This window comes from Demequina lignilytica, from assembly GCF_030418375.1.
Classification (GTDB): domain Bacteria; phylum Actinomycetota; class Actinomycetes; order Actinomycetales; family Demequinaceae; genus Demequina; species Demequina lignilytica.
The window spans coordinates 259,576-285,348 of record NZ_JAUHPZ010000002.1; the positions used below are offsets into that span (position 1 = coordinate 259,576).

Annotated in this window: 23 protein-coding genes; 13 read left to right on the plus strand and 10 right to left on the minus strand. The window is 74.5% G+C overall.

Features of this window, described 5'->3' with window-relative positions:
* Window positions 1-70: 70 nt before the first annotated feature.
* On the plus strand, window positions 71-1,510 hold the full coding sequence (locus tag QQX13_RS04840) for an amino acid permease (RefSeq protein ID WP_301152653.1): 1,440 nt from the start codon (window positions 71-73) through the stop codon (window positions 1,508-1,510).
* 11 nt (window positions 1,511-1,521) lie between these two features.
* Entirely contained in the window at window positions 1,522-2,772 is a 1,251-nt protein-coding gene (locus tag QQX13_RS04845) for an APC family permease (RefSeq protein WP_301119844.1), read from the plus strand.
* Window positions 2,773-2,776: 4 nt separating this feature from the next.
* On the opposite strand, the gene QQX13_RS04850 is transcribed toward QQX13_RS04845, so the two are convergent.
* The 3 genes from QQX13_RS04850 to QQX13_RS04860 are packed head-to-tail and all read right to left on the minus strand — an operon-like array spanning window position 2,777 to window position 4,046.
* Window positions 2,777-3,148 carry a FluC/FEX family fluoride channel gene (locus QQX13_RS04850; protein ID WP_301152655.1) on the minus strand — a complete coding sequence of 124 codons (372 nt, stop codon included), beginning with the start codon at window positions 3,146-3,148 and terminating at the stop codon, window positions 2,777-2,779.
* Entirely contained in the window at window positions 3,145-3,558 is a 414-nt protein-coding gene (locus tag QQX13_RS04855; protein ID WP_301119848.1) for a FluC/FEX family fluoride channel, read from the minus strand. The genes QQX13_RS04850 and QQX13_RS04855 overlap by 4 nt, the downstream gene beginning before the upstream one ends.
* Window positions 3,555-4,046 carry a DUF2505 domain-containing protein gene (locus QQX13_RS04860; protein ID WP_301119850.1) on the minus strand — a complete coding sequence of 164 codons (492 nt, stop codon included), beginning with the start codon at window positions 4,044-4,046 and terminating at the stop codon, window positions 3,555-3,557. Before QQX13_RS04860 ends, QQX13_RS04855 begins: the two co-directional genes overlap by 4 nt.
* 56 nt (window positions 4,047-4,102) lie before the next feature.
* Between QQX13_RS04860 and QQX13_RS04865 the strand changes: the two genes are divergently transcribed.
* Window positions 4,103-5,566, plus strand: a complete 1,464-nt coding sequence (locus QQX13_RS04865; RefSeq protein ID WP_301119852.1) for a sensor histidine kinase — start codon at window positions 4,103-4,105, stop codon at window positions 5,564-5,566.
* Between the two features lie 32 nt (window positions 5,567-5,598).
* Here the strand turns inward: QQX13_RS04865 and QQX13_RS04870 are convergent, their stop codons facing one another.
* A complete protein-coding gene (locus tag QQX13_RS04870) occupies window positions 5,599-5,853 on the minus strand; it encodes a WhiB family transcriptional regulator (protein ID WP_301119854.1) in 255 nt (84 codons plus the stop codon).
* A 162-nt stretch (window positions 5,854-6,015) separates the two neighbouring features.
* On the opposite strand from QQX13_RS04870, the gene QQX13_RS04875 reads away from it, so the two are divergent.
* Window positions 6,016-6,408 (plus strand): hypothetical protein, encoded by a 393-nt coding sequence (locus QQX13_RS04875; protein ID WP_301119856.1) that lies wholly within the window; start codon window positions 6,016-6,018, stop codon window positions 6,406-6,408.
* Here QQX13_RS04875 and QQX13_RS04880 read toward each other — a convergent pair.
* Window positions 6,379-9,273, minus strand: coding sequence for an FtsK/SpoIIIE domain-containing protein (locus tag QQX13_RS04880; protein ID WP_301152657.1), 2,895 nt, complete (start codon window positions 9,271-9,273; stop codon window positions 6,379-6,381). The two genes, QQX13_RS04875 and QQX13_RS04880, sit on opposite strands and share 30 nt — an antisense overlap.
* Before the next feature lie 72 nt (window positions 9,274-9,345).
* On the minus strand, window positions 9,346-11,466 hold the full coding sequence (locus tag QQX13_RS04885; RefSeq protein WP_301152658.1) for an ArnT family glycosyltransferase: 2,121 nt from the start codon (window positions 11,464-11,466) through the stop codon (window positions 9,346-9,348).
* Window positions 11,467-11,565: 99 nt separating this feature from the next.
* Here QQX13_RS04885 and QQX13_RS04890 point away from each other — a divergent pair, with 99 nt between their 5' ends.
* Window positions 11,566-12,243 carry a response regulator transcription factor gene (locus tag QQX13_RS04890; protein WP_301119862.1) on the plus strand — a complete coding sequence of 226 codons (678 nt, stop codon included), beginning with the start codon at window positions 11,566-11,568 and terminating at the stop codon, window positions 12,241-12,243.
* 9 nt (window positions 12,244-12,252) lie between these two features.
* On the plus strand, window positions 12,253-13,563 hold the full coding sequence (locus QQX13_RS04895; protein WP_301119864.1) for an ATP-binding protein: 1,311 nt from the start codon (window positions 12,253-12,255) through the stop codon (window positions 13,561-13,563).
* A gap of 20 nt (window positions 13,564-13,583) precedes the next feature.
* Here the strand turns inward: QQX13_RS04895 and QQX13_RS04900 are convergent, their stop codons facing one another.
* Complete coding sequence (locus QQX13_RS04900; protein ID WP_301119866.1) at window positions 13,584-14,072, minus strand: GtrA family protein; 489 nt, start codon at window positions 14,070-14,072, stop codon at window positions 13,584-13,586.
* A gap of 45 nt (window positions 14,073-14,117) precedes the next feature.
* Here QQX13_RS04900 and QQX13_RS04905 point away from each other — a divergent pair, with 45 nt between their 5' ends.
* Both QQX13_RS04905 and purE read left to right on the plus strand, forming a co-directional pair.
* Window positions 14,118-15,260: a 5-(carboxyamino)imidazole ribonucleotide synthase gene (locus QQX13_RS04905; protein WP_301119868.1), complete on the plus strand. Its 1,143-nt coding sequence runs from the start codon at window positions 14,118-14,120 to the stop codon at window positions 15,258-15,260.
* Window positions 15,257-15,760 (plus strand): 5-(carboxyamino)imidazole ribonucleotide mutase, encoded by a 504-nt coding sequence (gene purE / locus QQX13_RS04910; protein ID WP_301152659.1) that lies wholly within the window; start codon window positions 15,257-15,259, stop codon window positions 15,758-15,760. Before QQX13_RS04905 ends, purE begins: the two co-directional genes overlap by 4 nt.
* Before the next feature lie 69 nt (window positions 15,761-15,829).
* On the opposite strand, the gene QQX13_RS04915 is transcribed toward purE, so the two are convergent.
* Both QQX13_RS04915 and QQX13_RS04920 read right to left on the minus strand, forming a co-directional pair.
* Window positions 15,830-17,083 carry an LCP family protein gene (locus tag QQX13_RS04915; protein ID WP_301152660.1) on the minus strand — a complete coding sequence of 418 codons (1,254 nt, stop codon included), beginning with the start codon at window positions 17,081-17,083 and terminating at the stop codon, window positions 15,830-15,832.
* 85 nt (window positions 17,084-17,168) lie between these two features.
* Entirely contained in the window at window positions 17,169-18,488 is a 1,320-nt protein-coding gene (locus QQX13_RS04920) for an LCP family protein (protein WP_301119874.1), read from the minus strand.
* 188 nt (window positions 18,489-18,676) lie between these two features.
* Between QQX13_RS04920 and QQX13_RS04925 the strand changes: the two genes are divergently transcribed.
* Genes QQX13_RS04925 through QQX13_RS04935 form a run of 3 tightly spaced genes read left to right on the plus strand, consistent with a single transcriptional unit; the run spans window position 18,677 to window position 23,463 of the window.
* Window positions 18,677-18,997 (plus strand): WhiB family transcriptional regulator, encoded by a 321-nt coding sequence (locus QQX13_RS04925; RefSeq protein WP_301119876.1) that lies wholly within the window; start codon window positions 18,677-18,679, stop codon window positions 18,995-18,997.
* 24 nt (window positions 18,998-19,021) lie between these two features.
* Window positions 19,022-22,138, plus strand: a complete 3,117-nt coding sequence (locus QQX13_RS04930; RefSeq protein ID WP_301152662.1) for a glycosyltransferase — start codon at window positions 19,022-19,024, stop codon at window positions 22,136-22,138.
* Between the two features lie 2 nt (window positions 22,139-22,140).
* Window positions 22,141-23,463 carry a DUF5719 family protein gene (locus QQX13_RS04935; RefSeq protein ID WP_301152663.1) on the plus strand — a complete coding sequence of 441 codons (1,323 nt, stop codon included), beginning with the start codon at window positions 22,141-22,143 and terminating at the stop codon, window positions 23,461-23,463.
* 6 nt (window positions 23,464-23,469) lie between these two features.
* On the opposite strand, the gene QQX13_RS04940 is transcribed toward QQX13_RS04935, so the two are convergent.
* Window positions 23,470-23,868 (minus strand): metallopeptidase family protein, encoded by a 399-nt coding sequence (locus QQX13_RS04940; protein WP_301119884.1) that lies wholly within the window; start codon window positions 23,866-23,868, stop codon window positions 23,470-23,472.
* A gap of 74 nt (window positions 23,869-23,942) precedes the next feature.
* On the opposite strand from QQX13_RS04940, the gene QQX13_RS04945 reads away from it, so the two are divergent.
* Together QQX13_RS04945 and QQX13_RS04950 are read left to right on the plus strand one after the other, a co-directional pair.
* On the plus strand, window positions 23,943-24,299 hold the full coding sequence (locus QQX13_RS04945; protein ID WP_436968556.1) for a DUF3499 domain-containing protein: 357 nt from the start codon (window positions 23,943-23,945) through the stop codon (window positions 24,297-24,299).
* A gap of 45 nt (window positions 24,300-24,344) precedes the next feature.
* Window positions 24,345-25,772, plus strand: coding sequence for a phosphomannomutase/phosphoglucomutase (locus QQX13_RS04950; RefSeq protein ID WP_301152665.1), 1,428 nt, complete (start codon window positions 24,345-24,347; stop codon window positions 25,770-25,772).
* Window position 25,773 lies beyond the last annotated feature (1 nt).

Consider the following 25,773-nt stretch of genomic DNA (forward strand, 5'->3'; position numbering starts at 1 on the left):
GGGAGGTCTAGGGTGTCCTACGGTGCAGACGCGACGCGCTGCCCGACGTCCGACAGATGGAAGGGGTCGCGTGACCCGTCCCACCGCGCAACGCGCCGGCTCCCGCTGGCTGCATGGGCGCACCGCGCTCCTCCTCGCGTTCGCCTTCTCCGTGATGGCGGATCCCGTGTCCTCGGTGGCGTACGCCATCGAGGCGGCCCTGCGTGCGCTCGACGGCAATCTGGCGCTGCTGCTGCCGGCGATGGCCGCCGTGGTCCTCGTGGTCGGCCTGGTGGTGGCGAGCTACCACCAGCTGGTCGCCCGGTTCCCGGAGGGCGGCGGTTCCGCGGCCGCCGCGGGCCGGGCCTTCGGCGAGGGGTTCTCGTTCGTGCCGATGGGCGCGCTGGTGGTCGACTTCGTGCTCACCATCGCGATCTCCGTCTCCGCCGGCTCCGCGGCGATCATCGCCTACCTGCCGTCGCTGGCCCCGCACCGCGTGCTGCTGGCGCTGGCGTTGCTGCTCGTGGTCGCCGGGCTCATGTGGTTCGGGCATCTCGGGCGGGCGGTGTTCGCGCTCCTCACCCTGATCTTCATCGGTGCGGCCGTCGCGGTGCTGCTGCCCATGCTGGGCGTGACCGAGGCGCCGACAGCGCCGGTGACGGGCCTGACCCACTCCGCGCCGATCGCGGTCGCGCTGGCCTTCCCCGTCGCGATGGCGCTCGCGACGGGCATCGAGGCGCCCTCGTCGGCGATCGCCCAGCTGGGCCAGCTCGATGACGACGGCCGTCGCAGCTTCGGGCGCTGGGCGCTCTGGCTCACCCTCGGGATCGTCGGCACCCTCACCCTCGCGATCACCGCCGCCGTCGTGCGGCTCGGCCTCGAGGTGCCCCACGAGGACACCACGCTCGTCGCCGAGCTCGCGCGCGCCATCGGCAGCCCCGCGATCTTCGCCGCGTTCCAGGGCGCGACGGCGCTGCTGCTGCTCTCCGCCGCATCGTCCTCGTTCCAGGCCGGCCCCGGCCTCCTCAAGGCCCTCGCGCGCTCCGAGGACGGGAGCGCCCGTCACGGGGTGCTCCCCGCGGTGCTGGGACGCACCAACGTCCATCACGTCCCCGTGGTGGGCGTGCTGGTCTTCCTGGTGATCTCCGCCTGCGTGGTGGCCATCGGAGGCGCGAGCGAGCAGCGGCTGGTGCTCTTCTACGCCGTCGCCGTGTTCGTGAGCTTCCTCATGGGCCTGATCGCGATGGCCACGTTCGCCTGGAGTGAGCGCCGGCCCGGCTGGGTGGTCCTCAACGGCGTCGCGGCCCTCGCGGTGGCCTTCACGCTGGTCGCCAACATGACCCGGCCGGCTGCGGTCGGCTCGCTGGCCGCCACCCTCGTGGTCGCGGGCGGCCTGTACTGGGCATGGGTGCGCGCGGGCCGGCCCCGCGGCGCGGCCAACGCCGTGGCGGAGTCCGAGGCCGCCGAGACGCACGGGGACGAGCAGATCCACGACCAGGTCGCCCCGCCCGCCGGGGTCGAGACCCGCTGAGGGGAGCGGCCATGTCCACCAGGCGCGTCGGGCTGGTCGGGGCCACCGCCATCGGCGTCGGCTCGATGCTCGGCGCCGGAGTGTTCGTGGTGTGGGGTCCGGCGGCGTCCCTCGCGGGAGCGCTGCTGCCCGCGGCCGTGCTGGTCGCCGGGCTGGTCGCGCTGCTCAACGCGGGGTCGACGGCGCAGCTGGCGGCCGTGCACCCGGTGGCCGGCGGGGCGTACGCCTACGGCCGCGCGGAGCTCGGCGCATGGCCCGGCTTCCTCGCCGGCGCCGGCTTCGTGCTGGGCAAGACGGCGTCCGTGGCGGCGGTGGCGCTCGCGATCGGGCGCTACCTCGCTCCCGATCACGCCGCGCTCGTCGCGACGGCCGCGATCATCGCCTCGTGGCTCCTCAACTCCCGGGGCGTCACCCGGACCGCGGGCGCCGCCGTGGTGCTGGCGTCGGTGGTGGTCGCGGTGCTCGTGGCCGCGGTCTACGCGATCGCGGCCGCGGGGCCGGCCGACGCCGCGTTCCTCGGGATCGTCGGACCCGAGGGGGGCGCGGTGCCGGGCGTCGTCGGCGGGGTGCTGGCGGCCGCCGCGCTCGTCTTCTTCGCCTTCGCGGGCTATGCGCGCATCGCCACGCTGGGCGAGGAGGTCAGCCGCCCGGCGCGCACCATCCCATGGGCGATCGCGGGGGCGCTCGTCGTGGCGCTCACCGCCTACCTGCTGCTGTCCCTCGCGCTGCCCGCACGGCTCGGCGAGGGCCTCGTCACCTCGACCGCGCCGATCGCCGACGCCGTCGACGGCACGTGGCTGCCGGTGCCGCTGGTGACGTTCGCCGCCGTGGCGGCGGCCGCCGGCTCGCTGCTCGCCCTCACGGCGGGCGTAGGACGCACCGCGATGGCGATGGCCAGGGAGGGCGACCTGCCCCGCGCGCTCGCGCGTGCGAACGGGCGCGGCGTGCCCGCGCTCGCCGAGGGGCTCTCCGGGCTGGTGGCGATCGGCCTCGTCTGGGTGGGCAGCCTCACCTTCGTGATCGCGATGTCCTCGTTCGCGGTCCTGCTGTACTACGCCGTCGCGGGTGCCGCGGCCTTCCGGGCGGCGGGCGCCGGTCACCTCGAGGGATGGCGCATGCCGCGGGCGGCCAGCGCCTCGGGCGCGGTCCTGTGCGTGCTCCTCATGATCGCCCTGCCGTGGCCCGCGCTGGTCGCCGCCGTCGCGACCCTCGCGCTCGCGGCGGCCGTGCGCATGGCCGCGACCCGCGCATCGTCCCGCTGACGGGCTACGCCAGCGCGTCGGCGACGGCGAAGCCCGCCGCCGCGGAGACGAGGCCGAGGACCAGCGTGCCCGCGAGGTACGCGGTGGCCGCCGTGCGGCGGCCGTCGCGCCACAGCACGAGCGCGTCGACCGCGAGCGAGGAGAAGGTCGACAGGCCCCCCGCGACGCCGGTGCCGAGCGCGAAGGTCGCGCCGGGGGAGAGCGCGCCGCCATCGCTCAGCGCGAGCACCGCGCCGAGCAGAGCCGAGCCGAGCAGGTTCGCCAGGATGGTGGGCCACGGGAACGTCTTGGGGCGGTCGAGCCACCCGAGCGAGAACCGCACGCACGCGCCCACGCCGACGCCGAGCGTCGCCGCCAGGTACGCCCACACGCTCACTCGTTCTCCTCCTCGAAGATCGCGCGCTCGTCGATCGGGGTCGGCGGCCGGTCGCCGAACCACCATCCGACCGCCGCGCCGAGCACCGCCGCCGCCATGGTCGCGGCCAGGACCCCGGCCGAGGCTGCGGTGCCGAGGCCGGCCGACCACTGCAGGCAGGCGATCGAGGAGAACGTGGTGAAGCCGCCGAAGAACCCCGGACCGATCGCGGGGAAGTACGGCAGCGGCCCCTGCGACCGCGAGTAGGCGACGGCGGCGCCGAGCCCGGCCGAGCCGATCACGTTGATGAGGAGCAGGTCCCAGGGGAGGGTCGCGGCCAGGTGCGGGAACAGCTCGCCCACCGCGATGCGGGCGGCGCCGCCGAGGGTCCCGCCCACCAGGACCAGGGCGAGCTCGCGCGCGCGGCTCACCCGGCGAGCCAGGCGTCGGCCGCGGCCATCTCGGCGGCCATCGCCTTCTCGACCGCGCCCCCGACGGCCTTCTCGATCATCGCGCCGACCAGCGGCACGTTGGAGATCACGTCGCCGGCGGCGAGGATCTCGGTCCCGGACCCGTCCGCGGTGATGCCGATCGCGCCCGCGACGTGGCCCGGTGCGCCCGCGACGTCCACCGCGAACGTCCCGACACGGTCCGTCTCGCCCAGCGGCTCCCAGGCCTCCGTGTAGGTGATCGCGAGGTCCGTGCCGACGAACGACCTGAACTCCGCGGGGATCGAGCTCGCGGGTACGGAGGCCTTCAGACAGACGACCAGGGCGCCGCTCGAGCGGCGGTCGACATCGATGTCGAGCACCGCCGAGCCCATCGCCTCGGCACGCACCCGCGCGAAGTCCTCGTCCTCGAGCATCGCGCTCACACGCGCGAGCTCCGCGTCGAACCGGTGCCGGTGGATCAGCTTCACGTCTACCCCCTGGTGACAGGCTATCGCGGCGCGCGGGTCGGCTTAGGCTGGTCCCCGTGGCAACCTTGCGCGAGACCATCGAGGAGCACGGACCGATCACGGACGCCGAGGCCGACTGGCTGGCGATGCTGGTCGCCGACTGGCAGATCATCGCGGACCTGTCGTTCGCGGATCTGGTGATGTGGCGGCAGGACGGCGACGGCTTCGTCGCGGTCGCCCAGTGTCGACCGTCGACCGGACCGACCGTCCATCTGGACGATGTGGTGGGCTCGGCAGCGCCCGGGGGTCGCGTCGCGCACCTGAGCCGCGCGCTCGAGGAGGGCGGGATCGTCGCGTCGCGGGAGCCGCGCTGGGATGAGACGTACGCGGTCCGCGAGGACGCGCTGCCCGTCGTGATGGACGGGCGACCCATCGCGGTGGTGACCCGCGAGGTGTCGCAGGCCGTGTCCCGCTCCTCCAGCCGCCTCGAGCTGAACTACAAGGGCGCCGCGGACGATCTTCTCCGGATGGTGACGCGCGGCGAGTTCCCGTTGCGGAGCTCGGCTACCGGACCACGACGCGGTGCGCCGCGCGTCGGCGACGGTGTGCTCCGGCTCGACGCGGTGGGCCACGTCACCTACGCGTCTCCCAACGCGCTGTCGTGCTTCCATCGCCTGGGAGTCCACGGCTCGCTCATGAACAAGTCGCTCCCGCGCGTGACGAGCGAGCTGCTCGAGGACCAGGGCGTGGTCGACGAGACGCTCGCGATGGTGGTCGCCGGCCGCGCCGCGTGGCGCACCGACCTCGAGGCGAACGGCGCCTGCCTGTCGCTCCGCGCGATCCCCGTGACGGAGCGCGGCACCCGGGTGGGCGCGGTGCTGCTCTGCCGCGACGTGTCCGACCTGCGCCGCCGCGAGCGTGAGCTGGTCACCAAGGACGCGACCATCCGCGAGATCCACCACCGCGTCAAGAACAACCTGCAGACCGTGGCGGCGCTGCTGAGGCTGCAGTCGCGCCGTGTCGAGGCGCCGGAGGCCAAGGAGGCGCTCGCGGAGGCGATGCGCCGCGTCGCCACCATCGCGCTCGTGCACGAGACGCTGTCGGGAACGCTCGACGAGCTGGTGAACTTCGACGAGCTGGTCTCGCGCTCGATCCGGATGGCGGCCGATGTCGCGTCGCCCGACACCCAGGTGAGGATCATCAACTCGGGGGAGTTCGGGCTCATCCCCGCGCAGTACGCGTCGTCGCTCGCGCTGGTCATCACGGAGCTCGTGACCAACGCCGTCGAGCACGGCTTCGACGGCCGCGAGCGCGGCACCATCACGGTGGACGCGCAGCGCGACGGGCATGCGCTCCACGTCACCATCGCCGACGACGGCGTGGGCCTCGCGGGCGAGCCGACAGGGCTGGGGTCGCAGATCGTCCGGACCCTGGTCCAGAACGAGCTCTCGGGCTCGATCGACTGGACCCGGGCGGAGGTCGGCTCGGTGGTCGACGTCCGGGTCCGGGTAGAGGAGAAGGCCTCCGATCCGCGTCTGTGACGGGATCGAAGGCCTTCTGACGGGGTGCGTGCCTACTTGGCGGCGCGGCGGGCGCGCGCGGCGCGCCGCTTGAGCGAGCGACGCTCGTCCTCGGACAGCCCGCCCCAGACGCCGGAGTCCTGGTTGTGCTCCATCGCCCACTGGAGGCAGGTGTCCCTCACGGTGCAACCGTTGCAGACGGTCTTGGCCTTCTCGATCTGCACCAGCGCGGGGCCGGTGTTGCCGACCGGGAAGAACAGCTCCGGGTCGTCGACTTCAAGGCAGGCTGCGCGGTCGCGCCAATCCATGGGTGCTCCTCAGGGTTCGCAGGGGACGACGACACCTACGGGGGTATGGGGGGTGGTGCCGTCGCGTCATCGCGTTTCGACTTCCTTTAGGTTCGCATAAGTAACGAACATGTTTCAAGAGTCTTTTTCTGTGGGTTCGCTCACAGCATGAAGGGAGAGCCCATGTCGGGCACCGAAACCGGACCCGGGTCCCGGGTCCAGAGCCTCCGGACGGCCGCCGCGGTGGCCCTCTGGATCGAGGCCGCGGGGCTCGCGGCGGCGGGCGTCGCGTACGGCGTGCATGCCTTCTCGCTCCCGCAGCCCATGTTCGCGATCGGGCTCGCGATCTTCGCGGTGTGCATCGCGGTCGGGCTCGCCTTCGCGGGCCGCGGGCTCCGTCGCGGCGCACGGTGGTCCGTCTCGGCGGCGGTGACCTGGCAGGCCCTGCTCACGCTCGCGGGCGTGTCGCTGGTGCAGTCACGACCCGCGGTCGGCCTGCCCGCGGCCGCCGTCGGCGCGGCGATCGGCGTGCTCGTGATCGTCGCGTCACGGGACGTGGTCGCGCCTCGCGGCTGACGCGGGTGCGCTCGTCTCGACGCGGAGCTGAGCCGCCTCCCAGCCTCCCGAGGTGAGCAGCAGCACCCGTCCGGTCACCGGCTGGGGGTCGATCAGCCCGGGTGGCACGCGCACGCCCCAGCCGCGCAGCAGCGCGGGCGAGGGCGCCGGCACGATCGTCGCGTCGACCACGCCGGCTCCTCCGGGCGCCGCCGCGACCCGCGGCTCGATGCCGTGACGGCGGAGGGTCTCGACGGTCAGCGACCGGTGGGGGTGCGGCGGACCCGCCACCTCGACCTCCCCCGCGAGCCGGAGGGGTGCCGCTTCATCGCCTCGCACGCCGAGCGCGTCCGCCGCGAGACCCGGGCCGCACCGTAGAGGCGCGACCAGGGGCGTGGCAGGCCGCCACGGGCCGGCCGCCCGGAGCGCGACCGCCGCCGCCCCGCCGGCGCCGATCGCGACGGAGCACGCGTCGGCCGCCCCGTCGGCCTGCAGCTCGGCGGGCACCCCCCAGAGCGACCGCTCGGTGGCGTCCACCTCGGGCAGCACCACCCGCAGCGCGGCACGCGCGCTCCAGCGCACGGGCCAGCCGGGTGCGCATCCGAGGATCAGCGGCACGCGCCGCGCCAGCTCCTCCAGGGCCTGCTCGCCCGGCGCACGAAGGCAGTCCTCGAGCGCCTGCCGCGCACGTTCGGCATCCTCGACGGCCACCGCCCGCACGGCGCCGGAGGCCGCGAGCTCGAGCGTCCGGACCGCCTCGCGGGGATCCTCCGGCAGGGCGAGCGTGCCCGGGGTCGAGGCGGCGAGCGCCGCGATCGCCGCCGCCCGGCGCGCGCCGCGGGGCCCGAGCACCAGCGCCGGTCCCTCGCCCGGATCCCAGACCAGCGGCGCGCGACGCCGCTCGGCGGGGAGGTCGAGCCAGCCCGCCGAGCCGGGCAGGGGATCCGTGTCGAGCGACGCCGGAGGCAGCCACAGCGCTGTCGCAGGCGCGTGCTGCGCCCACCGTCGCGCGGCCTCCGACGCGAGCGCCGTCCCTGGGGCCGCGGGGCTTCCGACCAGGCGTGCGGGTGGTCGCGGCTCGACCACCGGAACCGCGGCACGGAACACCGTGCGGCGGCGGGCGGTGAGCAGCACGGCCGCGCCCGGCGCGTCGGCGGGCAGCCGGTGCGCGGCGTCGTCGCCGAGCAGGTCGTGGGACTCGGCCGCGCCCGATACGCGCAACGCGATCACCGCGCTCACATTCGCGCGGATCTGCGGCGTGACGACCCCGGCGGGTCGTTGCGTCGCGAGCACCAGGTGCATCCCCAGCGAGCGCCCCTGCGCGGCGAGCGTCGCCGCCTGCGTGAGGAACCCGGGGTCCGCGGCGGCGAGCTCCTGGAACTCGTCGATCACCACCACGAGCCGCGGCGGCGCGCCACCCGCGGCCTCCCAGGCGTGCCAGGAGGGCAGCCCGGCCTGCCGCAGCGCTCCCTTCCGCTGGCGGAGCTCGTGAGCGAGGCCCTGCAGCGCGCGCCGCGCGAGTCGTGGCTCGAGGTCCGTGAGCAGCCCGCCCACGTGGGGCAGGCCCGCGCAGGGGCCCAGGCCGGCGCCGCCCTTGAAGTCGATGAGGGCGAGCGCGAGGTCCTCAGGGGCGTGGTCGTGGGCGAGCGCGGAGACCAGCGTCTCGAGCAGGAGCGACTTGCCGGATCCCGTGGTCCCGGCCACCAGCAGGTGGGGGCCGTCGGCGTCGAGGTCGAGGATCACATCGCCGCTCGCGTCCCTCCCGATCGCCGCCCGCAGCGTCCGTGCCCGTGCCGGACCCGACCGGGTGACCGCGGCGAGCTCACCCCAACGTACGTCGCGCACGGGCTCGGTCCCCGTCCCGCGGGCGGCGCGCGCGAGCGTCTCCGCGGTGCGTGCGCTCATCGACGCCGGCGTCCAGGCGCGCGGCTCGCCGCGCACCGTCAGCAGTCCTCGGTCGAGGTCGAGCACGGTGACGGCCTCGGAGGGCACGAGGTCCGGCGAGGCCACGAGGACCAGGCTCCCCGGCGCGGCGTCCGAGGCCAGCCAGCGCTCCCACCGTTCGCCGGCCTCGCGATCCCACGCGCGATCCGCGACCACGGCGACCGCCCGTGCCGCCGCCGCGGCCCGGTGCCGCGGTCCGACGATGGCGAGGGGCAGCGGGAGCGAGCCGAGCCGCTCCAGCCCGTCGCGATCGCGGGCGGCGTGGCGCGGCCGGCCCCGCGCCCACGCCACCGCCGCCGATGCGGCCGTCGCCGCTGCCAGCAGCGCGCCGAGCCACCAGCGGCCCGACATCACGCCCATCGCGGCCGCGCCGACCGTAGCGCCGGCCAGCGAGCCGAGGGACCGCCCGTGCGGGATCGACGACCGTGGGCCCGGGGCGTCGGCGAGCGGCTCCCTCCAGGCGAGGACGCTCGCCCCGACCGAGATCACGTCGTCGTGGCGCAGGGCGATCCGGCGTCGCCCGACCCGCCGCCGGCGGCCCCGCCGCACCAGGACCGTCCCGTTGCCGGATCCCAGGTCCCGGAGGCGTCCGCGCTCGTCCACCTCCGCGTGGCGGCGGCTGACGGCGGGGTCCGCGATCACCAGCGCGGCGTCCGGGGACCGGCCCACGGCGGCCCGCGCGGCCGGCGCGAGCCCGAGCCCCGCATCGGGGCCGGCGATGACGGCGAGGTGCGGCCGGCCGTCGGGCGGCGGCGACGCCTGAGGTCCGGAGGTGAGCAGGGCGGCGTGGACCAGCGGCGGCCGGCCGGCGCGATGCCGCGGGTCGAGACGTGCGCCGCCGCACCACCGCGCGGCCGGGGCGCCCGCCGCCGCGAGGATCAGGCTGACGGGGGTGCCGGGCTCGACCTCGAGGTCGCCCACGCCGTCGACGGAGATGATCACCCCGCAAGTCGACGCGGTGGCGCGGCGGGCCACCGCGCGGACGCCGTCCGCTGTGGACGGGGCCGGGGCCGATCAGGGGCTGGTGACGACCGCCTGCCCGCCCGGCGCGACCGGCTCGAGGGTCCCGTCGGCCTGCACGATGCCCGCGTACCAGTCGTAGGTGCGGGTGAAGTAGGTCCGTGGGATCTGCTGGAGGTCGTAGCTCGCCTGGTCGATGGTCGAGTGCTGCACCACCACGGGATCCGCGGACCAGGTGAACCACTCCGGGTTCCGCGTCAGGACCACCGGCGCCACGTCCCAGACGGCGGCCATGTCCGCCACCTGGGCGGGAGCGAGCTCGGCGAGTGCGAGCACGGTGGGCTCGTCGCATGTCACCCGGAGCGACCCGAAGTGCGACGACGTCCCGGCGAGGATGATCGGCCGGCCCGGCGCGAGCGCGCACAGGTCGGCCAGCTGGTCGCGCGCGCCGCCCATCTCGCGCACGAACACGGGCACCGCGGCCGCCACGGGCTGCGTGTCGCCTGGCTTGATCGACACCCACGTGGTCAGCGGCAGCACCGCGAACGATGCGGCGGCCACCAGACGCAGGCGCTGCTCCGTGCGAGGACGCGCGTAGCGCGCGACGAGCCACCACGCTGCGATCGCCGCCGCGATGGCGAATCCCGGCAGCGTGGCCGGTTCGAATCGCCGGAACGCCCACAGCTGGTCGGGGACCACCTCCGGGTTCCAGAAGTACAGGAGCGACGTGGGGAGCGCGGCGCCCAGCAGGAGCGCCCACTCGGGACGGCGCCGCAGCGTCCAGGCCGTGGCGAGGCCGAAGCCGAGGATCCCCAGCAGCACCAGGGGCCACGTGAGGTAGTAGGAGAGCCACGCGACGGTGTGCTCGGCATACGTGCGTGTCGGGTCGATCTCGAGGCCCTGCGACGCCTGGAAGGCCTCGACGACCGAGTTGGTGAAGCGGTCGACGCTGGTCTCGGTCCCGCGGTGCGACACCCACCACAGCGGACGCGATGCCAGCACCGCGAGCACCGCCATGACGGCGACGCCGGCGCCGATCGCGCCGCGCCGGCCGAGCCTGTCCCGTACCCGGGTCGCGATCCGGTCCCCGCCGGCCAGCCACGACAGCACCCACGCCGCGAGCACGAGCGTGATGCCGCCGTACGCGAGCATGATGCGCTCCGCCTGGTCGCCCAGCCGCTCCGCGTAGGCCTCGCTCCACCGCCAGAGCGCCGCATAGCTCCCGGCGAGCACGGCGGCCTGGAGCACCAGCAGCACGAGGGCGTCCCGCGCGCGGCGGCCCCGCGGGCCGTCGCCGAGCGCCAGCGCGAGGACCCCGGTCGCGAGCAGTCCGAGCGCGAAGGCCGCGCCGTCGATCCGGATCAGCGCGATCGCTCCGCTGGTCACCGCGCCGAGGGCGACCAGCGCCGCGCGCCGGTCCGCGATGCCGCGCCAGAGCCACAGCGTCGCCGCGAGCAGGGTCACGAGGGTGAGCGGCTCGCTGTAGGCCGACCGCGACAGGCCGATGTGGGAGACGGAGACGGCGACGGCCGCCATCGGCGCCAGGGAGGCCAGCGGACCGAGCATGCGACGGGAGAGCGCGTACACCGCGAGCAGGCCCACCGCGCCGATCACCACGTTCGCCACCAGCACGCCGCGGTCGCCGCCGATCCAGCCGCCCACGGCGATGACCGCGGGGAGCATCTTCGCACCCTGAGGCTGCACCGTGTCGCCCCGCAGGTTCCACGCCTCCGAGGCATCGGCGAGAACCGTGCCGTCGACCGCCGCGGCGTCGACGGCGCCGAGCGACGGGATGTCGGTGCTCGGGTGGTCGACGAGCCACAGCCCGGACAGGGTCAGGAAGCCGGGGTCGCGCACGACCACCAGGTACTCGGCGGAGAGCACGGCGTTGGCGACGGCCCAGACCGCCGCCCCGGACAGCGCCGCGATCGCACCGGTGCGTTCCGCCGGGGCCACGGCCGCCGGGCGCGGCACCAGCCGCCACGTCACCGCCACGCCGATCAGCGCGGTGGGGAGCACGGTCCACGGCTCGTGGGCGCCGACCGACACCCAGAGCCCGGCGGACAGCGCGAGCATCACGAGCGTGAGGACGATGCGCTCGGGGGCGGCCACCAGGCCCGCGGCGGCGCGCTCGCCCGTCAGCAGGGTCCCGAGGTCCGGGCGGCGACGCGTCACGCGACCCAAGCGTAGTGGCGGGGCACCGCGCGCCCGCGCGGTGCGGCGGCGCGGCGCGGCCGGCGTTGATTTCCGGCAAAGGGCGGGTAATGTATCGGCATGACGCGAATTGTTTTGGTCGAGGATGACCCGACCATTTCAGAACCCTTGACCCGTGCTTTGGGTCGCGAGGGGTACGACGTCGAGTGGCACGGCACCGGCGTGGGAGGGGTCGACGCCGCGGACGACGCGGACCTCGTCATCCTCGACCTCGGGCTGCCGGACATCGACGGTGTCGACGTGGCTCGACGCATCCGGGACAAGGGCCTCCAGGTGCCGATCCTGATGCTCACGGCGCGCGCCGACGAGGTGGATCTCGTGGTGGGCCTCGACGCCGGCGCCGACGACTACGTGACCAAGCCCTTCCGGCTCGCGGAGCTGCTGGCGCGCGTGCGCGCGTTGCTGCGCCGTCGCACCGGCGCCGAGCCCGGCGGCGAGCTCGAGGTGGGACGGGTCCGCATCGACGTCGCGGGCCACCGCGCCTACCTCGGGTCCGACGAGCTCCAGCTCAGCGGCAAGGAGTTCGACCTGCTCCACGTCCTCGTGCAGCACGCGGGCTCCGTGGTGTCGCGGGAGCAGCTCATGCGCGAGGTGTGGTCGGCGGATGCCGGGGCGCCGTCGAAGACCCTCGACATGCACGTGTCGTGGCTGCGCCGCAAGCTCGGGGACGATGCCGCGAGCCCCCAGTACATCACCACCGTTCGCGGCATGGGCTTCCGCTTCGAGAACGACGCCTAGGCGGGGCGCGTGCGCCGCCGCGTCCTCGCCGCGACCGTCTCCGCGCTCGCGGTCGCGGTCATCATGCTGGGCATCCCCCTGGCGGTCGCCGTGGTGCAGATCATCCGCGACGACGCCCTCCGTGACCTCGAGTCGCGCGCGTCGACCGCGGCCCGCGCGCTCGACGTCCGCTACCAGTCGGGCGAGTCGATCACCGAGGAGAACGTCAACTCGTTCGTGAGCCGCACGCCCGGCTCGCCGTCCTACATCCAGGTCACCCTGCCTGACGGCACGGTCGTGACCGGCGGCGAGGAGCCGTCTCCCGCGTACTCCGAGAGCTACGCCACCGAGTCGGGGATCCGCGTGCTCGCGTACATCTCGTGGTGGGACGTGTTCTGGCAGGGCGCCAGGATGATCGCGCTCGTGGTCGCCTCCGGCACCGTCGCGATCGTCGCCGGGATCGCGATGGCCGTCTGGCAGGCGAACCGTCTGGCGGCGCCGCTGGTGTATCTCGCGGCGTCGGCGGAGCAGCTCGGATCCGGCCAGGTGCGGCCACGGCTCGAGGCCACGGGGATCGAGGAGATCGACATGGTGGCGGACGAGCTCGCGCGGAGCGCCGACCGCATGGCCGCCCGGCTCGCGACCGAGCGCCAGTTCGCCGCCGACGCCTCGCACCAGCTCCGGACGCCGCTCACCGCGCTCACGATGCGGCTCGAGGAGATCACGTTCATGACGGATCAGGCCGAGGTCCGCGAGGAGGCGGAGCGCTCCCTCGAGCAGGTCGAGCGCCTGGTCGGAGTCGTGGACGAGCTGCTCGGCAGGTCGCGCCGCGCCCTCGGGTCCGGCACCGAGCTGGTGCAGCTCGACGAGGTCTTCGAGCAGCAGCGCGAGGAGTGGTCGGGGCCCTTCCACCAGGCCGGCCGCACCCTGGTGATCGAGCCGACTCACTCGACCGTGTTCGCGACCCCCGGCGGGCTCGCGCAGGTCCTGGCCACGCTCATCGAGAACTCGCTCAAGCACGGCGGCGGGGTGACCCGGGTGGTCGCGCGGGAGTCCGGACAGAACCACGCCGTGGTGATCGAGGTCGGGGATCAGGGGGACGGCGTCCCCGAGGACCTCGCCGGTCGCATCTTCGAGCGCGAGGTGACATCGGGGAAGGGCACGGGGCTCGGCCTCGCGCTCGCGCGCGACCTCGTCACCGCCGACGGCGGACGGCTCGAGCTCGCGCAGCGCGTCCCCGCCATGTTCGCGGTCTTCCTCCAGGGGGTGCCCCGCATGGTCGACCTCGAGGAGATCGTGCCGCACGGACGCGCGGTGGACCCGCGGCGCCGGCGGCGCTGAGGCGCGCGCGGCGCTCGGCCTCAGGAGGCGTCGGACGCCTGTCCCGTGCGTGCCGCGTCGTCCGCATCCGCGAACACGAACAGCGAGTAGCCCGCGTAGCGGGTGATGGTCCCGAGGCCGATGCCGATCACCGAGGCGACGTTGTCCGCCCAGAGGCTGGTGAGGCCCCACCAGTGATGGCTCACCGCCACCGCACCGGCCTCCACGGCCAGGGCGGCGGCGTTGACCAGGCCGAACAGCACCAGCTCGCGGGCCGGGCGGTGCCGTCGGCGCCCTCGGAAGGTCCAGCCGCGATGCGCGACCCAGGCGAACAGGATCGACACGAGCGTCGCCACCACCTTCGCCGTCACCACCCGGTCGTCGTCGCCCGCGACGGTCGAGTCGGGCGCCAGCGGACCGAGCCGCAGCAGGTTGAAGACGCCGAGGTTGACGACCACGCCGGCGACGCCGACGACGGAGAAGCGGGTCAGCTCGCCCGCGCGCCTGCGCACCCAGCCCGTGATGGTCACGAGGGTCGAGCCTAGCGCCGCCCGGACCCCGGTAGGTTTGACCCCATGACCCCGATCGTCGCCGTCGTCGGCGGCGGGCAGCTCGCCCGCATGATGGCCGCACCCGCCACCGCGCTGGGCCTGACCCTGCGCGTCCTGGTCGAGTCGCCCGAGGCCGCCTCCGCCCTGCCCGCGCACCAGACGGTGGTGGGCCTGCCGACGGATCCCGATGCGATCCAGCGGCTGCTCGCGCATCCCCGCCCCGCCGCGCTGACGTGGGAGCACGAGCACATCCCGGCGGACGTCTTCGACGCCGCCGAGGAGTGCGGCGTGCCCGCGCGTCCCGGGCTCCACGCCCTGCTCTTCGCACAGGACAAGATCGAGATGCGCACGCGGATGGATGCGCTCGGCCTGCCGAACCCGGCGTGGACCCACGTCGACACCGAAGGCGACGTCGAGGACTTCCTCGCCGTGCACGGCGGAGCGGGCGTGCTCAAGACCTCCCGCGGCGGCTACGACGGCAAGGGCGTGCGGGTGATCCACGCCCCGCACGAGGCCGCCGACTGGCTGCGCGCCGCGGCCGACGGCGGCCCGCGCGTGCTGCTCGAGGAGAAGGTGCCGTTCGACCGCGAGCTCGCCGTGCTCGTCGCGCGACGTCCATCGGGCGAGATGCGGGCGTGGCCGACCGTCGAGTCGATCCAGCGGGCCGGGGTGTGCTCCGAGGTGATCGCGCCGGCTCCCGACCTTCCCGGCGACGTGGCGGCCGAGGCCGCGCGCATCGGCGAGGCCGTCGCGGAGGGCCTCGGCGTCACCGGCGTGCTCGCGGTGGAGCTCTTCCTCGCCGGCGACCGCATCCTGGTCAACGAGCTGGCGATGCGTCCCCACAACTCGGGCCACTGGACCATCGACGGCGCGGTCACCAGCCAGTTCGAGCAGCACCTGCGTGCGGTGCTGGACCTGCCGCTCGGCGACACCGCCCCGACGGCCCCCTGGACCGTGATGGCCAACGTGCTCGGCGGTGCCCGCGCCACCCTCACCGATGCGCTGGCGGAGATCGGCGACCCGGGCGCGAAGGTGCAGCTCTACGGCAAGGGCGTACGCGCGGGGAGGAAGGTCGGCCACGTCAACGTCTCGGCCGCCACGCGGGACGAGGCGTACGGCCGCGCCGTCGCCGCCGCCGCTATCGTGAGGGACGGAGGTGCGGCATGAGCGCGATTCGGGTGGGCATCGTCATGGGCTCGGACTCCGACTGGCCGACCATGAAGGCCGCAGGGGAGGCGCTCGCGGAGTTCGGCATCGCCTTCGAGAAGGACGTCGTCTCCGCCCACCGCATGCCCGAGCAGATGATCGCCTACGGTCGCGAGGCCGAGTCGCGGGGCCTGCAGGTGATCATCGCGGGTGCCGGCGGCGCCGCGCACCTGCCGGGCATGCTCGCCTCCGTGACCACGCTGCCCGTGATCGGCGTGCCGGTGCCGCTGAAGCACCTCGACGGCATGGACTCGCTGCTCAGCATCGTCCAGATGCCCGCGGGCGTGCCGGTCGCCACCGTGTCGATCGGAGGAGCGCGCAACGCGGGCCTGCTCGCCGCCCGCATCCTGGGGGCGGGCGAGGGCGCCGAGGCGGCGCGACTGCGCGAGCGCATGCGGGAGTTCCAGGAGGAGCTCCGCGATCTGGCCTACGCCAAGGGCGAGGCCCTGCGCCGCGCCTGACCCGCATCGTCCCCCGACGCGAGAGGGGCCGCCCCGACGCTCGGGGCGGCCCCTCTCACGCGCGGCGGGCTACTGGTCGATCACGCAGGAGTCGAGGATGTCCTGCTCGGTCTCGCGCTCGGGGCTGGGCGTGATGCTGGGCGTCGCCGACGCGCTCGAGGTCGCGGACGGCGAGGCCTCCGGCGATGCCGTCGCGCTCGCGCTCGCGGTCGGGTCGGTGGCGTCGGCCTCGGGGATGATCGACTCGTCGGCCATGATGGCGTCGAACATCGCCTGCGCCTCGGCCTCCTTCCACACGACGTCGCCGGTGCCGTCGCCGGGGTACTCCCACGGGATGGTCGTCATGTAGAGATTCTCGGTGTCGAAGTTGCGCAGGCTCCACGCGAGTCCGAGCAGGTAGTGCGAGTCGCCGAACTCGGGGTCCATGGTGAGCGACTCCGCCACCGCGGTGATGAAGGCGGTGCCCTTGGTCGCGTCGGTCAGCAGGTTCAGTCCGAGGGCCTTGCGCGCGATGTTCGTCAGCAGCTCGTGCTGACGGTCGATGCGCATCAGGTCGGAGCCGTCCCCGAGCCCGGTGCCGGTCCGGGCCCGCGCCCACGCGAGCGCGGTCTCGCCGTCGAGCACCTGCGCCCCGGCCTCCAGATCGAGGTGCGCCTTCTTCGAGTACACGTCGTTGGGGATGCACATCGGCACGCCGCCCAGCGCGTCGACGACCTCCGTGAAGCCCTCCATGTCGACCACCGCATAGTGGTCGATCTCGAGGCCCAGGAGGTCGTACAGGGTGGTCGCCACGCATGCCGCCGCCTCGGCGACGTTGCCGTTCCTGCCGCCGTTCGCGAAGGCGATGTTGAACTTGCCGGTCCAGCCCTTCACGGTGCTGCCGTCGAGCATCCTGCAGTCCGAGATCGCCACCCGCGAGTCGCGCGGGATCGACACCATCTCGATCCTGCTGCGGTCGGCGGAGATGTGCATCACGATCGTCGTGTCGTTGCGCATGCCCTCGACGTCGCCGCCGCCGAGCTCCTGGTTGTCCTCGCCGAGGCGGGTGTCGGAGCCGAGCAGGAGGATGTTCAGGGCCTGGCCCGCGGCCGCGTCCTCGGGGTCGGCCGAGGCTGTGGGGGTCACCTTGGGCAGGAGCGCCGAGATGTCCTGCGTCGTGAAGCTGTCGTTGATCCGGTTGAGGCTGGTCTCGACGAACACGATGCCGAACCCGGCGAACGCGGCGATCACCGACAGCACCGCCGCGAGCGCGCGATGAGCGGGGATGCGCGTGGCATGCCTGAGGCGGCGGCTGCTTCGAGGGTCGGTCACCTCGGCGGTCATTCATGCTCCTGTGGTCGGCGTGCGGGCACGCTGCGGTGGTCCGGCGACACAACGCCCGATGCGTGCCTCGGGTTCCGAGCCGTGCTCAGCGGCACTCCAGCAGGAGGTCGGCTGCCCCGGATCCCGAGCCACCGTCGCCGTCATCGGGGTCGGTCGAGGCGGCCGGCGCGGGGGTCTCGGAGGTCTTCCTGCCGTCGTCCCACGCGGAGCTCGCATCTCCCTCGGCGGTGACGGACAGCGGGCGGTCGTTCCGGATATCGTCCCACATCTGCTCCGCCTCGGGCAGGAGCTCCACGTCGAGGAAGTCCGGGGTGTACTGCCAGGGGACCGTCGCGAAGGTGATCTCGCCGGGATCGATGCCGCGCAGCGCGTAGGCAAGACCGATGATGTACGAGGTATCCGCCAGCTCGGGATCCATGGTGAGAGACTCCGCCGCCGCGCGCACGAACTGTGTGAGATCGCCCACGTCGGTGAGCAGGTTCTTCGCGAGCACCGTCCTCGCCACCTGGCTGAGCAGCTGCTGCTGCCGGGTCACCCGTTGGAGGTCGGAGCCGGAGACGCCGCCGACCTCCGCCTTCCTGAGCCGGGCGTAGCCGAGCGCCTCGTGACCGTCGAGGATCTGCGGCCCTGCCTCGAGGTCGAGGTCGGCCTCGCGGGAGACGATCCTGGTCGGGATGCACATGGGGACCCCGCCGATCGCGTCGACCATGCGGATGAAGCCGTCGAAGTCCGCGACGGCGTAGTGGTCGATGTAGACGCCGGTCAGCTGCTCGACCGTCTTGATGGTGCACGCCGCGGCCTCGGCCGCGTTGCCCTGCGCGCCCCCGTTCGAGAACGCGATGTTGAAGTCGCCGGTGCCGCCCGGGTGGGTGCCGCCGTCGAGGTAGGTGCACTCCGGGATCTCCACCTGGGCGTCGCGCGGGATCGACACGGCGTCGATGCGGGTGCGGTCACCGGAGACGTGGACCAGGATGGTCGTGTCGTTGCGCATGCCCTCGACGTCGCCGCCGCCCACCGCCTGGTTGCCGGCGCCGATGCGCGTGTCGGACCCCATGAGGAGGATGGTCAGCGGTTCGCCCGCCGCACCGTCGGTCGGCGTCGCCGACTTGCTCGGGCGGGCGCCGACGATGTGGTCGACGTCCTGCGCGTTGGCGGTGAGGGTGGTGTCCAGCTGGGTGACCAGGGTGTTCGCGTACACCGCGAGGAACCCGAGGACGGCCACCCCGGCCATGGCGCCCCACCACAGCCATCGGCGCCACCTGTCGCCGCGGGAGTGCCGCGCCGCGACCAGCACCTCGTCGAGCATCGTCCGCCTCCGGCCCCCGTCCTGCCGGTCAGTGTAGGCGTGGGCGAGCGCGATCCCGGCCGCGCCCCACCGCGGCTCGGAGATGCTCGATGCGCGCATCACGGCGCTATGGCGCGGTGCCGGGCGGCGGGGCCGCGCGACACGCCCGGGCGCGCGTGCGGGACCGTCGTGACGGATCGCGCACTTCGACTTGACGGGGCGTGCTTACACGGGTGTAATTCCTCTAGGCGGGAGGTACGTCCCGTCAGCGAGATCGGCAGTTCTCGTGGTGAACGGAGGTGGGGGCCATGTGGAATATCTACGACGGTTCGATGCCCTCCGACGCAGGCAAGCCGGCCTCGACGCTCGCGTCGGTGGTCGACATCTTCGACGGGACGGACGATGACGGTCCGCTCTCGTGGCAGGAGCGCGCGCTGTGCGCCCAGACCGATCCCGAGGCGTTCTTCCCCGAGAAGGGCGGCTCGACCCGCGAGGCCAAGAAGGTGTGCGCGTCGTGCGACGTGCGCTCCGAGTGCCTCGACTACGCGCTCGCGAACGATGAGCGCTTCGGCATCTGGGGCGGCCTCTCCGAGCGTGAGCGCCGCAAGCTCAAGCGGCGCGCTGTCTGAGCGGAGAGTCTGCGTGGGAGCGCGATGAGCTCTGCGCGCCTGCTGGTGCGCGCCGTCGTCGTCTCCGACGGTCGCTCCACCCTGCTTCCCGAGGTGCTCGCGGCCGTGGCCGCCCAGTCGGTGAGACCCGACGTCGTGCACGTCGTGACCCCCGCCGGCGAGGACCACGGGGCGGCGCCTGAGGGCCTCGAGGTCGACCGGAGCGTCGACCTGGCCGCCGACTACGGCGCGTCCGTCGACGCGGTGCTCGCCGCCCACCCCGCGCACTCCCGCGAGCTGCTGTGGCTGCTGCACGACGACACCGCGCCCCTGCCCGACGCGCTGGCGCTGCTGGTCGCCGCGGCGAAGCGGCGCACGGCCGCGGCGGTGATCGCTCCCGCGCAGGTGCGGTGGGACGACACCAGCAGGCTGGTGGGTCTCGGCATCAGCACCACCCGCGTGGGCGCCCGCCGCATCGATCTGGTCGACGAGGACGACATCAACCAGGGCCAGTACGACGAGCGCGAGGACGTGCTCGGGGCCTCGCTCGCGGGCGCGCTCGTGCGTCGGGAGGCCTGGGAGCGGCTCGGCGGTGTCGAGCCCGCGTACCGCGGCTACGGGTCCAGCCTCCATCTGTGCCGCCGCGCCTGGAGCGCCGGCGACGACGTCGTGATCGTGCCGACCGCGCTGATGCGTCACGCGCAGGAGGGCCTCGACGGGCTGCGCCATGGCGGCCGCGGCCGTGCCGCGACCTACGGGCTCCGGCGCACCGGCGAATGGCTCCACGCGCTGTCCTGGAGCCGGCTGCCCTGGGTGCCGGTGCTGCTCGTGTGGATGTTCCTCTCGGCGCTGGCGCGCGCGGTGCTCCGGATCGCGCAGAACGAGTCCCGGATGGTCGGGGCCGACCTGGCCGTGCCGTGGCGCGTGCTGGCGCGCCTGCCCGCCGTCCCCGGCATGCGCGCGCGGATCCGCCGCGGCGCATCGCGCCCGCGCTCGGCCGTGCGCCCGTTCCTGGTGGGCGTCCGTGGCGTCGCGACGCACGTGAGGTCGCGCGAGCTGCGCGCGTACGACCGCTGGAAGGCGGCGTCCGCGCCCACCGACATGGTCGCGCAGGAGATCGCTGCGGCCGGCCTGCGGCGGCGTGCCGCGCTGGGCGCCGTGCTGGTCGCGGCGATCACGGTCTCCGTGCTGCTGCACGGCACCTGGCTGCGCGCGCTCATCGGCGGACGCATGCTGGCCGGCGAGGCGCTCGGGGTGACAGACGTGCCGCTGTCGTACCTGTGGGAGCGCACCTGGTCGGGCTGGACCGTCGAGGGCCTGGGCGCCCCTTCGCTCGACGGCGCGTTCGCCGCCCTGATGCTCCCCGCCGCCGCCCTTCCCGGCGGGACCCGCGTGTGGATCGGCCTGCTGCTGGGTCTCGGGGTCGCCCTCGCGGCGATGTCCGCCTGGTTCGCCTCGGGCGCCGCGACGCGCTCGCTGTGGGCACGCGCCCTGATCGCGCTCGCGTACGGGCTCTGGCCCCTCCACCTCCAGGCGATCTCGGACGGCCGCGTGGGCGCTGTCATCGCGCACGTGATGCTGCCGTGGGCCGCGCTCGCGATCGCCCGGGCGGCCGGCTGGCACCGCGGCGAGGCGGTGGGCGACGGAGAGGAGCATCCGCCGGTGCGTCTCGCCTCCCCGAGCGCCGCCATGGGCGCCGCCTTCTCCACGGCCGTGATCGTGGTCGCGGCGCCGGTGCTCCTGGCCCCGCTGGTCGCGGCCATCGTCGTCGCGGGTGCCTTCGCCCGGGGTGCGCGCTGGCGCGTGTGGAGCGCGGCAGCGGCGCCCCTGATCGTCTCCGGGCCGGCGCTGGTGGCCGCCTGGGAGGCGGGACCGCTGACCTCGCAGACGTGGGCGATCCTCGCGCGCGAACCCGGACCCGCGATCGCATCCGGCGTCACGTCGCCGTGGCGCATCCTGCTGGGCCTGACCGACCATTCGCGCGGGGTGCCCGGCCTGGACCTTCCCGGCACGCTGGTGGTCGGCGCGGTCGGGCTCGCCGTGGTCGCCGCGGCGGCGCTCGCGCTGCTGTCCGGACGGGCGCCGGCGCGCGTCGCCGCGGGGCTCGGCGTCGCCGCCGTGGGTCTCACGGTGGCCGTCGCCGCGCAGCGCACGGTGGTGGTCCCCGTGACCTCGACGGGTGCGGAGGCGAACGGCTTCGCCGGCCCCGGCAGCTCGCTCATGGTGCTCGGTCTGCTCACCGCGGTCGCCGCGGCATCGTTCCGCGCCTGGGACGCCGGCACCGGGCGGGCGCGCGCCGGCCGGCGGCTCGCGCTCTCGCTCGGGATCGTCGCCGCGTGCGGGGTGATCGCCGCAGCGGTGGTGGTCGAGGCCTGGCCGGGCCGGGCCGAGCGGGGCGACGTGCATCCCGTCGACGCCCGGGTGCTGCCGCTGGTCGCGACGCTCGAGCAGGACCTGCCGACCCGCCAACGCGTCCTGGTGGTCGCCGACACCGACGCGGGAGTCCGCTACTCGCTGCTCGAGACCGACGGGACCGTGCTGCTGGCCGGTCGCGCCGACCGCGCGCTCGACGGGTCCCTCCTCGCCGCAGGCTCCGATCCCGGGGAGGTGCTCGAGCCGCTGGTCACCCTGCTGGCCGGCTCGGGGGCGACCGCGCAGCAGCCGCTCGCCGACTGGGGCGTCGGCGTCGTGGTCGCGGCGCCGGAATCGCCGCAGGTCGGCGGCGCGCTGAGCCAGATGGCGGGGCTGCGGCTGATCGGGGCGAGCGAGTACGGCACCAGCTACCGGGTGCCGCGCACGGCGGGCGACGCGCCCGTGTCGCGCGCGTGGATCGAGACGGGCGGCGCCGACGCGGTGGTGCTCGACTCCGACGGCCGGGGAGGCGAGGTGGTCGCCGAGGCCCTCGAGGAGGGCCGCCTGATCGTCGCTGTGCCCGATGCCGACGGGTGGCAGGCGTCCGCCGACGGCGTCGCGCTCGAGCGGGTCGACGATCCGCTGGGGCGGGTGGCGTTCGCGGTCCCGTCGGGTGCCGCGCACGTCGCATACGAGTACGAGGACCGGAACTACCGGGTGTGGTGGTGGGCGGCGGTCGTCGCGATCGGATGGGCCATGATCGGGATGATCCCCCTGCACGACCGGCGGCACAGGGCGGTGAGGCGATGACGATGCGATGGAGCGCGGTCGGCGCCGTGGTCGCCGGCGCGGCGGTGGTCGCGGCGGCGGCCCTCACGGGGGCGATCCCGGCGGGCGAGCCGCTCGCGTCCGCGCCCTTCCAGGGCGAGGTGACGCCGGACCAGCAGCCGCTCGCCTGCCCGGGTCAGGTCGAGATCCCGGTGGGCCAGATCGAGTCCGGCGACGCCGCGCTCGACTCCGGCTCGGACGACGTCGCGTACGACGCCGAGGGGGAGGACCGCCAGGGGGCCGGGGCCGGCTTCACCACCGGCGCGGACACCGGGGCCTCCGTCGAGCGGGTCGGCGGCGGCGACGTGGCGGGCCTGGCGGCGGCCGGCTGCACGGCGCCGTCGCAGGAGCAGTGGCTGGTCGGTGGCTCGACCGCGCTCGGGTCGAGCGCCCGGCTGGTGCTCACCAACCCGACCGAGGCGTCGACCGAGGTCACGGTGACCTACTACGGCCCCCTGGGGCCGGTCGACGACCGCACCGTCGTGTCCGTCGCCGCGGGCGGGCAGCAGGACCTGCTGATCGAGGGGGTCGCGGCCGAGACGGCGGCGCTCGTCACCCGCGTGACGGCGACGGGAGCCGGCGTGGTCGCGGCGATCCAGGACTCGCGGCTCGACGGCTTCCAGCCCGCCGGCACCGACTGGGTGGTGCCCTCGGCCTCTCCCGCCCGCTCGCTCGTGATCGCGGGCGTGGGCAGCGCCGCCGACGGCGCCGAGACGCTCCTCCGCCTGATGGCCCCCGAGGGTGCGACCCTGGATCTGGCGCTGCTCACCGGAGAGGGAGCCGTGACGTGGGGAGGCGTGAGCGCCCTCGAGCTCGAGCCCGGTGTGGTGACGGAGGTCGTGGTGCCCCAGGTCGACGCGGGCGCGATCACCATCGAGGCCGACGCGCCGGTCACGGCCGCCGCGATGGTCCGCGTGCCGCGCGCGGTGATCGACGGCCCGCGCGACGCGCAGGCCTGGGACCTCGCCTGGTCGCCCGCGCAGGCGATCGCGGACGGCATGCCGAGGTCCGTCCGTGTCGGCGAGCACACCACGGCCGTGGTGGTCTACGCGCCCACGGTCGGCACCTTCACCCTCACCGATGCGTCGGGTGCCGAGGTGGTGAGCCGCACCCTCAGCGCCGGCACCGTCGCGTCCCTCCCGATCGACGTGGCCGCCGGCACCGAGCTGACCGGCACCGCGGGGTTCGCGTGGGAGCTCGTGCTGGAGGACTCGCCGGGCTTCGTCTCCCGGCTGACGCCGCGTCGGACCGATGTCGAGCCGATCGGCGTCGACGTCACCCGCGGCGCGTACGTCGAGCCGTCCTGACCGGGATCAGGTGCCGTAGTCGGGGTCGACGTCCTCGGGTGCGATGCCGAGGACGTGGGCGACGTGCTCGGCCAGGACGTCGCGCACCAGGGCGGGGAGGTCGCCCGGCTCCACGCGCTGCTCGATCGGTCGTCGGTACAGGACGATCCGGGTCGGCTGGCCGAGCTCGGCGGGGAACAGGCGTCCGAGGGGCACGCCGTCCTCCCACGGCGTCGGGTCGGAGGGCGGAACGTCCTCGGACCCGAACTCGATGCGCCCCCACTCGCCTCCCCACCGCGCCGCGAGGCGTTCCGCGGCATCGGCCAGCGCGTCGTCGAAGCGCTCGGCGCGGGTGCGATGCCCGGGTGCGCCGAACGGGAGCAACGGGCGGCGCAGGCCCCGCCCGTGGCGGTCGCGGCGTGACATGGTAGCGAGGCTACCGCGACCCCGGCGTGGCAGCGCCCGCGCGCCCCGGCGGCGGGGTAGCGTCTCGAACCGTGATGGCAACCCGGCAGTGCTCGCGGAGCTCGTGCGCCCGACCCGCGGCGGCGACGCTCACCTACGTGTACGCCGACTCGACCGTGGTGGTCGGTCAGCTGTCCGCGACGGCGGAGCCGCACTCCTACGACCTGTGCGCGCATCACGCCGACCGCTTCACCGCGCCGCGCGGCTGGGACGTCGTGCACATCCAGGCCGAGTATGTCGAGCCCGAGCCGTCGACCGACGACCTCGAGGCGCTCGCCCGAGCGGTGCGTGAGGCCGGCCGGCCTCGGCCCGCCGCGACCTTCACCGTGCCGGCGCCGGTGGCGTCCGAGCCGCGCCGCGGGCACCTCCGCGTCATCTCCACCGACGGTTGAGGACCCCCTAGCGGCCGGGTGGGGGCGTCCCGCTAACCTAAGGGCGTGACCGACGCACCTGATCTCAGCGCCCTCATCAAGTCCTACGACGTCCGCGGCATCGTCGGCGACACGTTGACAGCCCCGGTCGCCCGCGCGATCGGCGCGGCCTTCGCCGACGCGATCGTGCTCCCCGAGGGGGGCACCACGGTCGCGATCGGTCACGACATGCGCGACAGCGGGCCGTGGCTCGCCGACGCGGTGGCCGAGGGGCTCACGCGGCGCGGGGTCGACGTGGTCCGCATCGGGCTGTGCTCGACCGACGGCCTCTACCACGCCTCGGGCGCGCTCGACCTGCCCGGCGTGATGATCACCGCGAGCCACAACCCGGCGGAGTACAACGGGATGAAGATGTGCCGCTCCCGGGCCCGGGCGGTCGGCGAGAACTCCGGCCTCGTCGACGTCCGTGAGACCGCCGCACGCTACCTGGTGGAGGAGCCGCCCGCGGCGGAGACGCCCGGCACCGAGTCCACGCGCGACATGATCGGGGAGTACGGGGCCTTCCTGCGCTCGCTGGTGCCTCTCGACGGGATCCGGCCGCTCAAGGTCGTGGTCGACGCGGCGAACGCGATGGCCGGGTACACCGTGCCCGCGGTGCTCGGCACCGAGGCGGGCCTTCCCGGGCTGCCCCTCGAGATCATCCCCCTGTACTTCGAGCTCGACGGCACCTTCCCGAACCACGAGGCGAACCCTCTCGACTCGTCGACGCTCGTGGACCTGCAGGCCGCCGTCAGGGAGCACGGGGCGGACATCGGCCTGGCGTTCGACGGCGACGCGGACCGCTGCTTCGTGATCGACGAGCGCGGCGAGGTCGTGACCCCGTCGACCATCACGTGCCTGGTGGGCCTGCGGGAGACCGCGCGCGAGCTCGCATCCGGTGGGCAGCCCACCGTGATCCACAACCTGATCTCGTCGCGCGCGGTGCGCGAGCAGCTCGCGGCGGCCGGCGCCACGCCGGTGCGGTCGCGCGTCGGCCACAGCTTCATCAAGGCGGAGATGGCGCGGCTCAACGCGATCTTCGGCGGCGAGCACAGCGGCCACTTCTACTTCCGCGACTTCTGGTACGCCGACTCGGGCATGATCGCGGCCATGCACGTGCTCGCCGCGCTGGGCACCCAGGACCGACCGCTGTCCGAGATGCTCACGGCGCACGACCCGTACGTCGCCTCCGGGGAGATCAACTCGAAGGTCGACTCCGTCCCCGCGGCGCTCGCCCGCGTGAAGGAGGCGTTCGTCACCGAGGACGTCTACTCCGACGAGTTCGACGGCCTCACCGTCGAGCACTGGCCCGCCCCGGGGGAGGGCGAGCGCTGGTGGTTCAACGTGCGCCCGTCCAACACCGAGCCGTTGCTGCGGCTCAACTCGGAGGCTGACGGCCAGGAGCTGATGGAGCGCATGCGCGACCGCGTGCTCGCGGTCATCCGGCAGGGCTGAC

Bases quoted from the DNA above. Each gene is read 5' to 3' on its own strand.
- QQX13_RS04925 (WP_301119876.1), top strand. From the start codon at position 18,677: ATGTGGAATATCTACGACGGTTCGATGCCCTCCGACGCAGGCAAGCCG.
- QQX13_RS04945 (WP_436968556.1), top strand. From the start codon at position 23,943: ATGGCAACCCGGCAGTGCTCGCGGAGCTCGTGCGCCCGACCCGCGGCG.
- QQX13_RS04875 (WP_301119856.1), top strand. From the start codon at position 6,016: ATGTCGGGCACCGAAACCGGACCCGGGTCCCGGGTCCAGAGCCTCCGG.
- QQX13_RS04905 (WP_301119868.1), top strand. From the start codon at position 14,118: ATGACCCCGATCGTCGCCGTCGTCGGCGGCGGGCAGCTCGCCCGCATG.
- QQX13_RS04935 (WP_301152663.1), top strand. From the start codon at position 22,141: ATGCGATGGAGCGCGGTCGGCGCCGTGGTCGCCGGCGCGGCGGTGGTC.
- QQX13_RS04915 (WP_301152660.1), bottom strand. From the start codon at position 17,083: ATGACCGCCGAGGTGACCGACCCTCGAAGCAGCCGCCGCCTCAGGCAT.
- QQX13_RS04920 (WP_301119874.1), bottom strand. From the start codon at position 18,488: ATGCGCGCATCGAGCATCTCCGAGCCGCGGTGGGGCGCGGCCGGGATC.
- QQX13_RS04845 (WP_301119844.1), top strand. From the start codon at position 1,522: ATGTCCACCAGGCGCGTCGGGCTGGTCGGGGCCACCGCCATCGGCGTC.
- QQX13_RS04890 (WP_301119862.1), top strand. From the start codon at position 11,566: ATGACGCGAATTGTTTTGGTCGAGGATGACCCGACCATTTCAGAACCC.
- QQX13_RS04930 (WP_301152662.1), top strand. From the start codon at position 19,022: ATGAGCTCTGCGCGCCTGCTGGTGCGCGCCGTCGTCGTCTCCGACGGT.
- QQX13_RS04870 (WP_301119854.1), bottom strand. From the start codon at position 5,853: ATGGATTGGCGCGACCGCGCAGCCTGCCTTGAAGTCGACGACCCGGAG.
- purE (WP_301152659.1), top strand. From the start codon at position 15,257: ATGAGCGCGATTCGGGTGGGCATCGTCATGGGCTCGGACTCCGACTGG.
- QQX13_RS04940 (WP_301119884.1), bottom strand. From the start codon at position 23,868: ATGTCACGCCGCGACCGCCACGGGCGGGGCCTGCGCCGCCCGTTGCTC.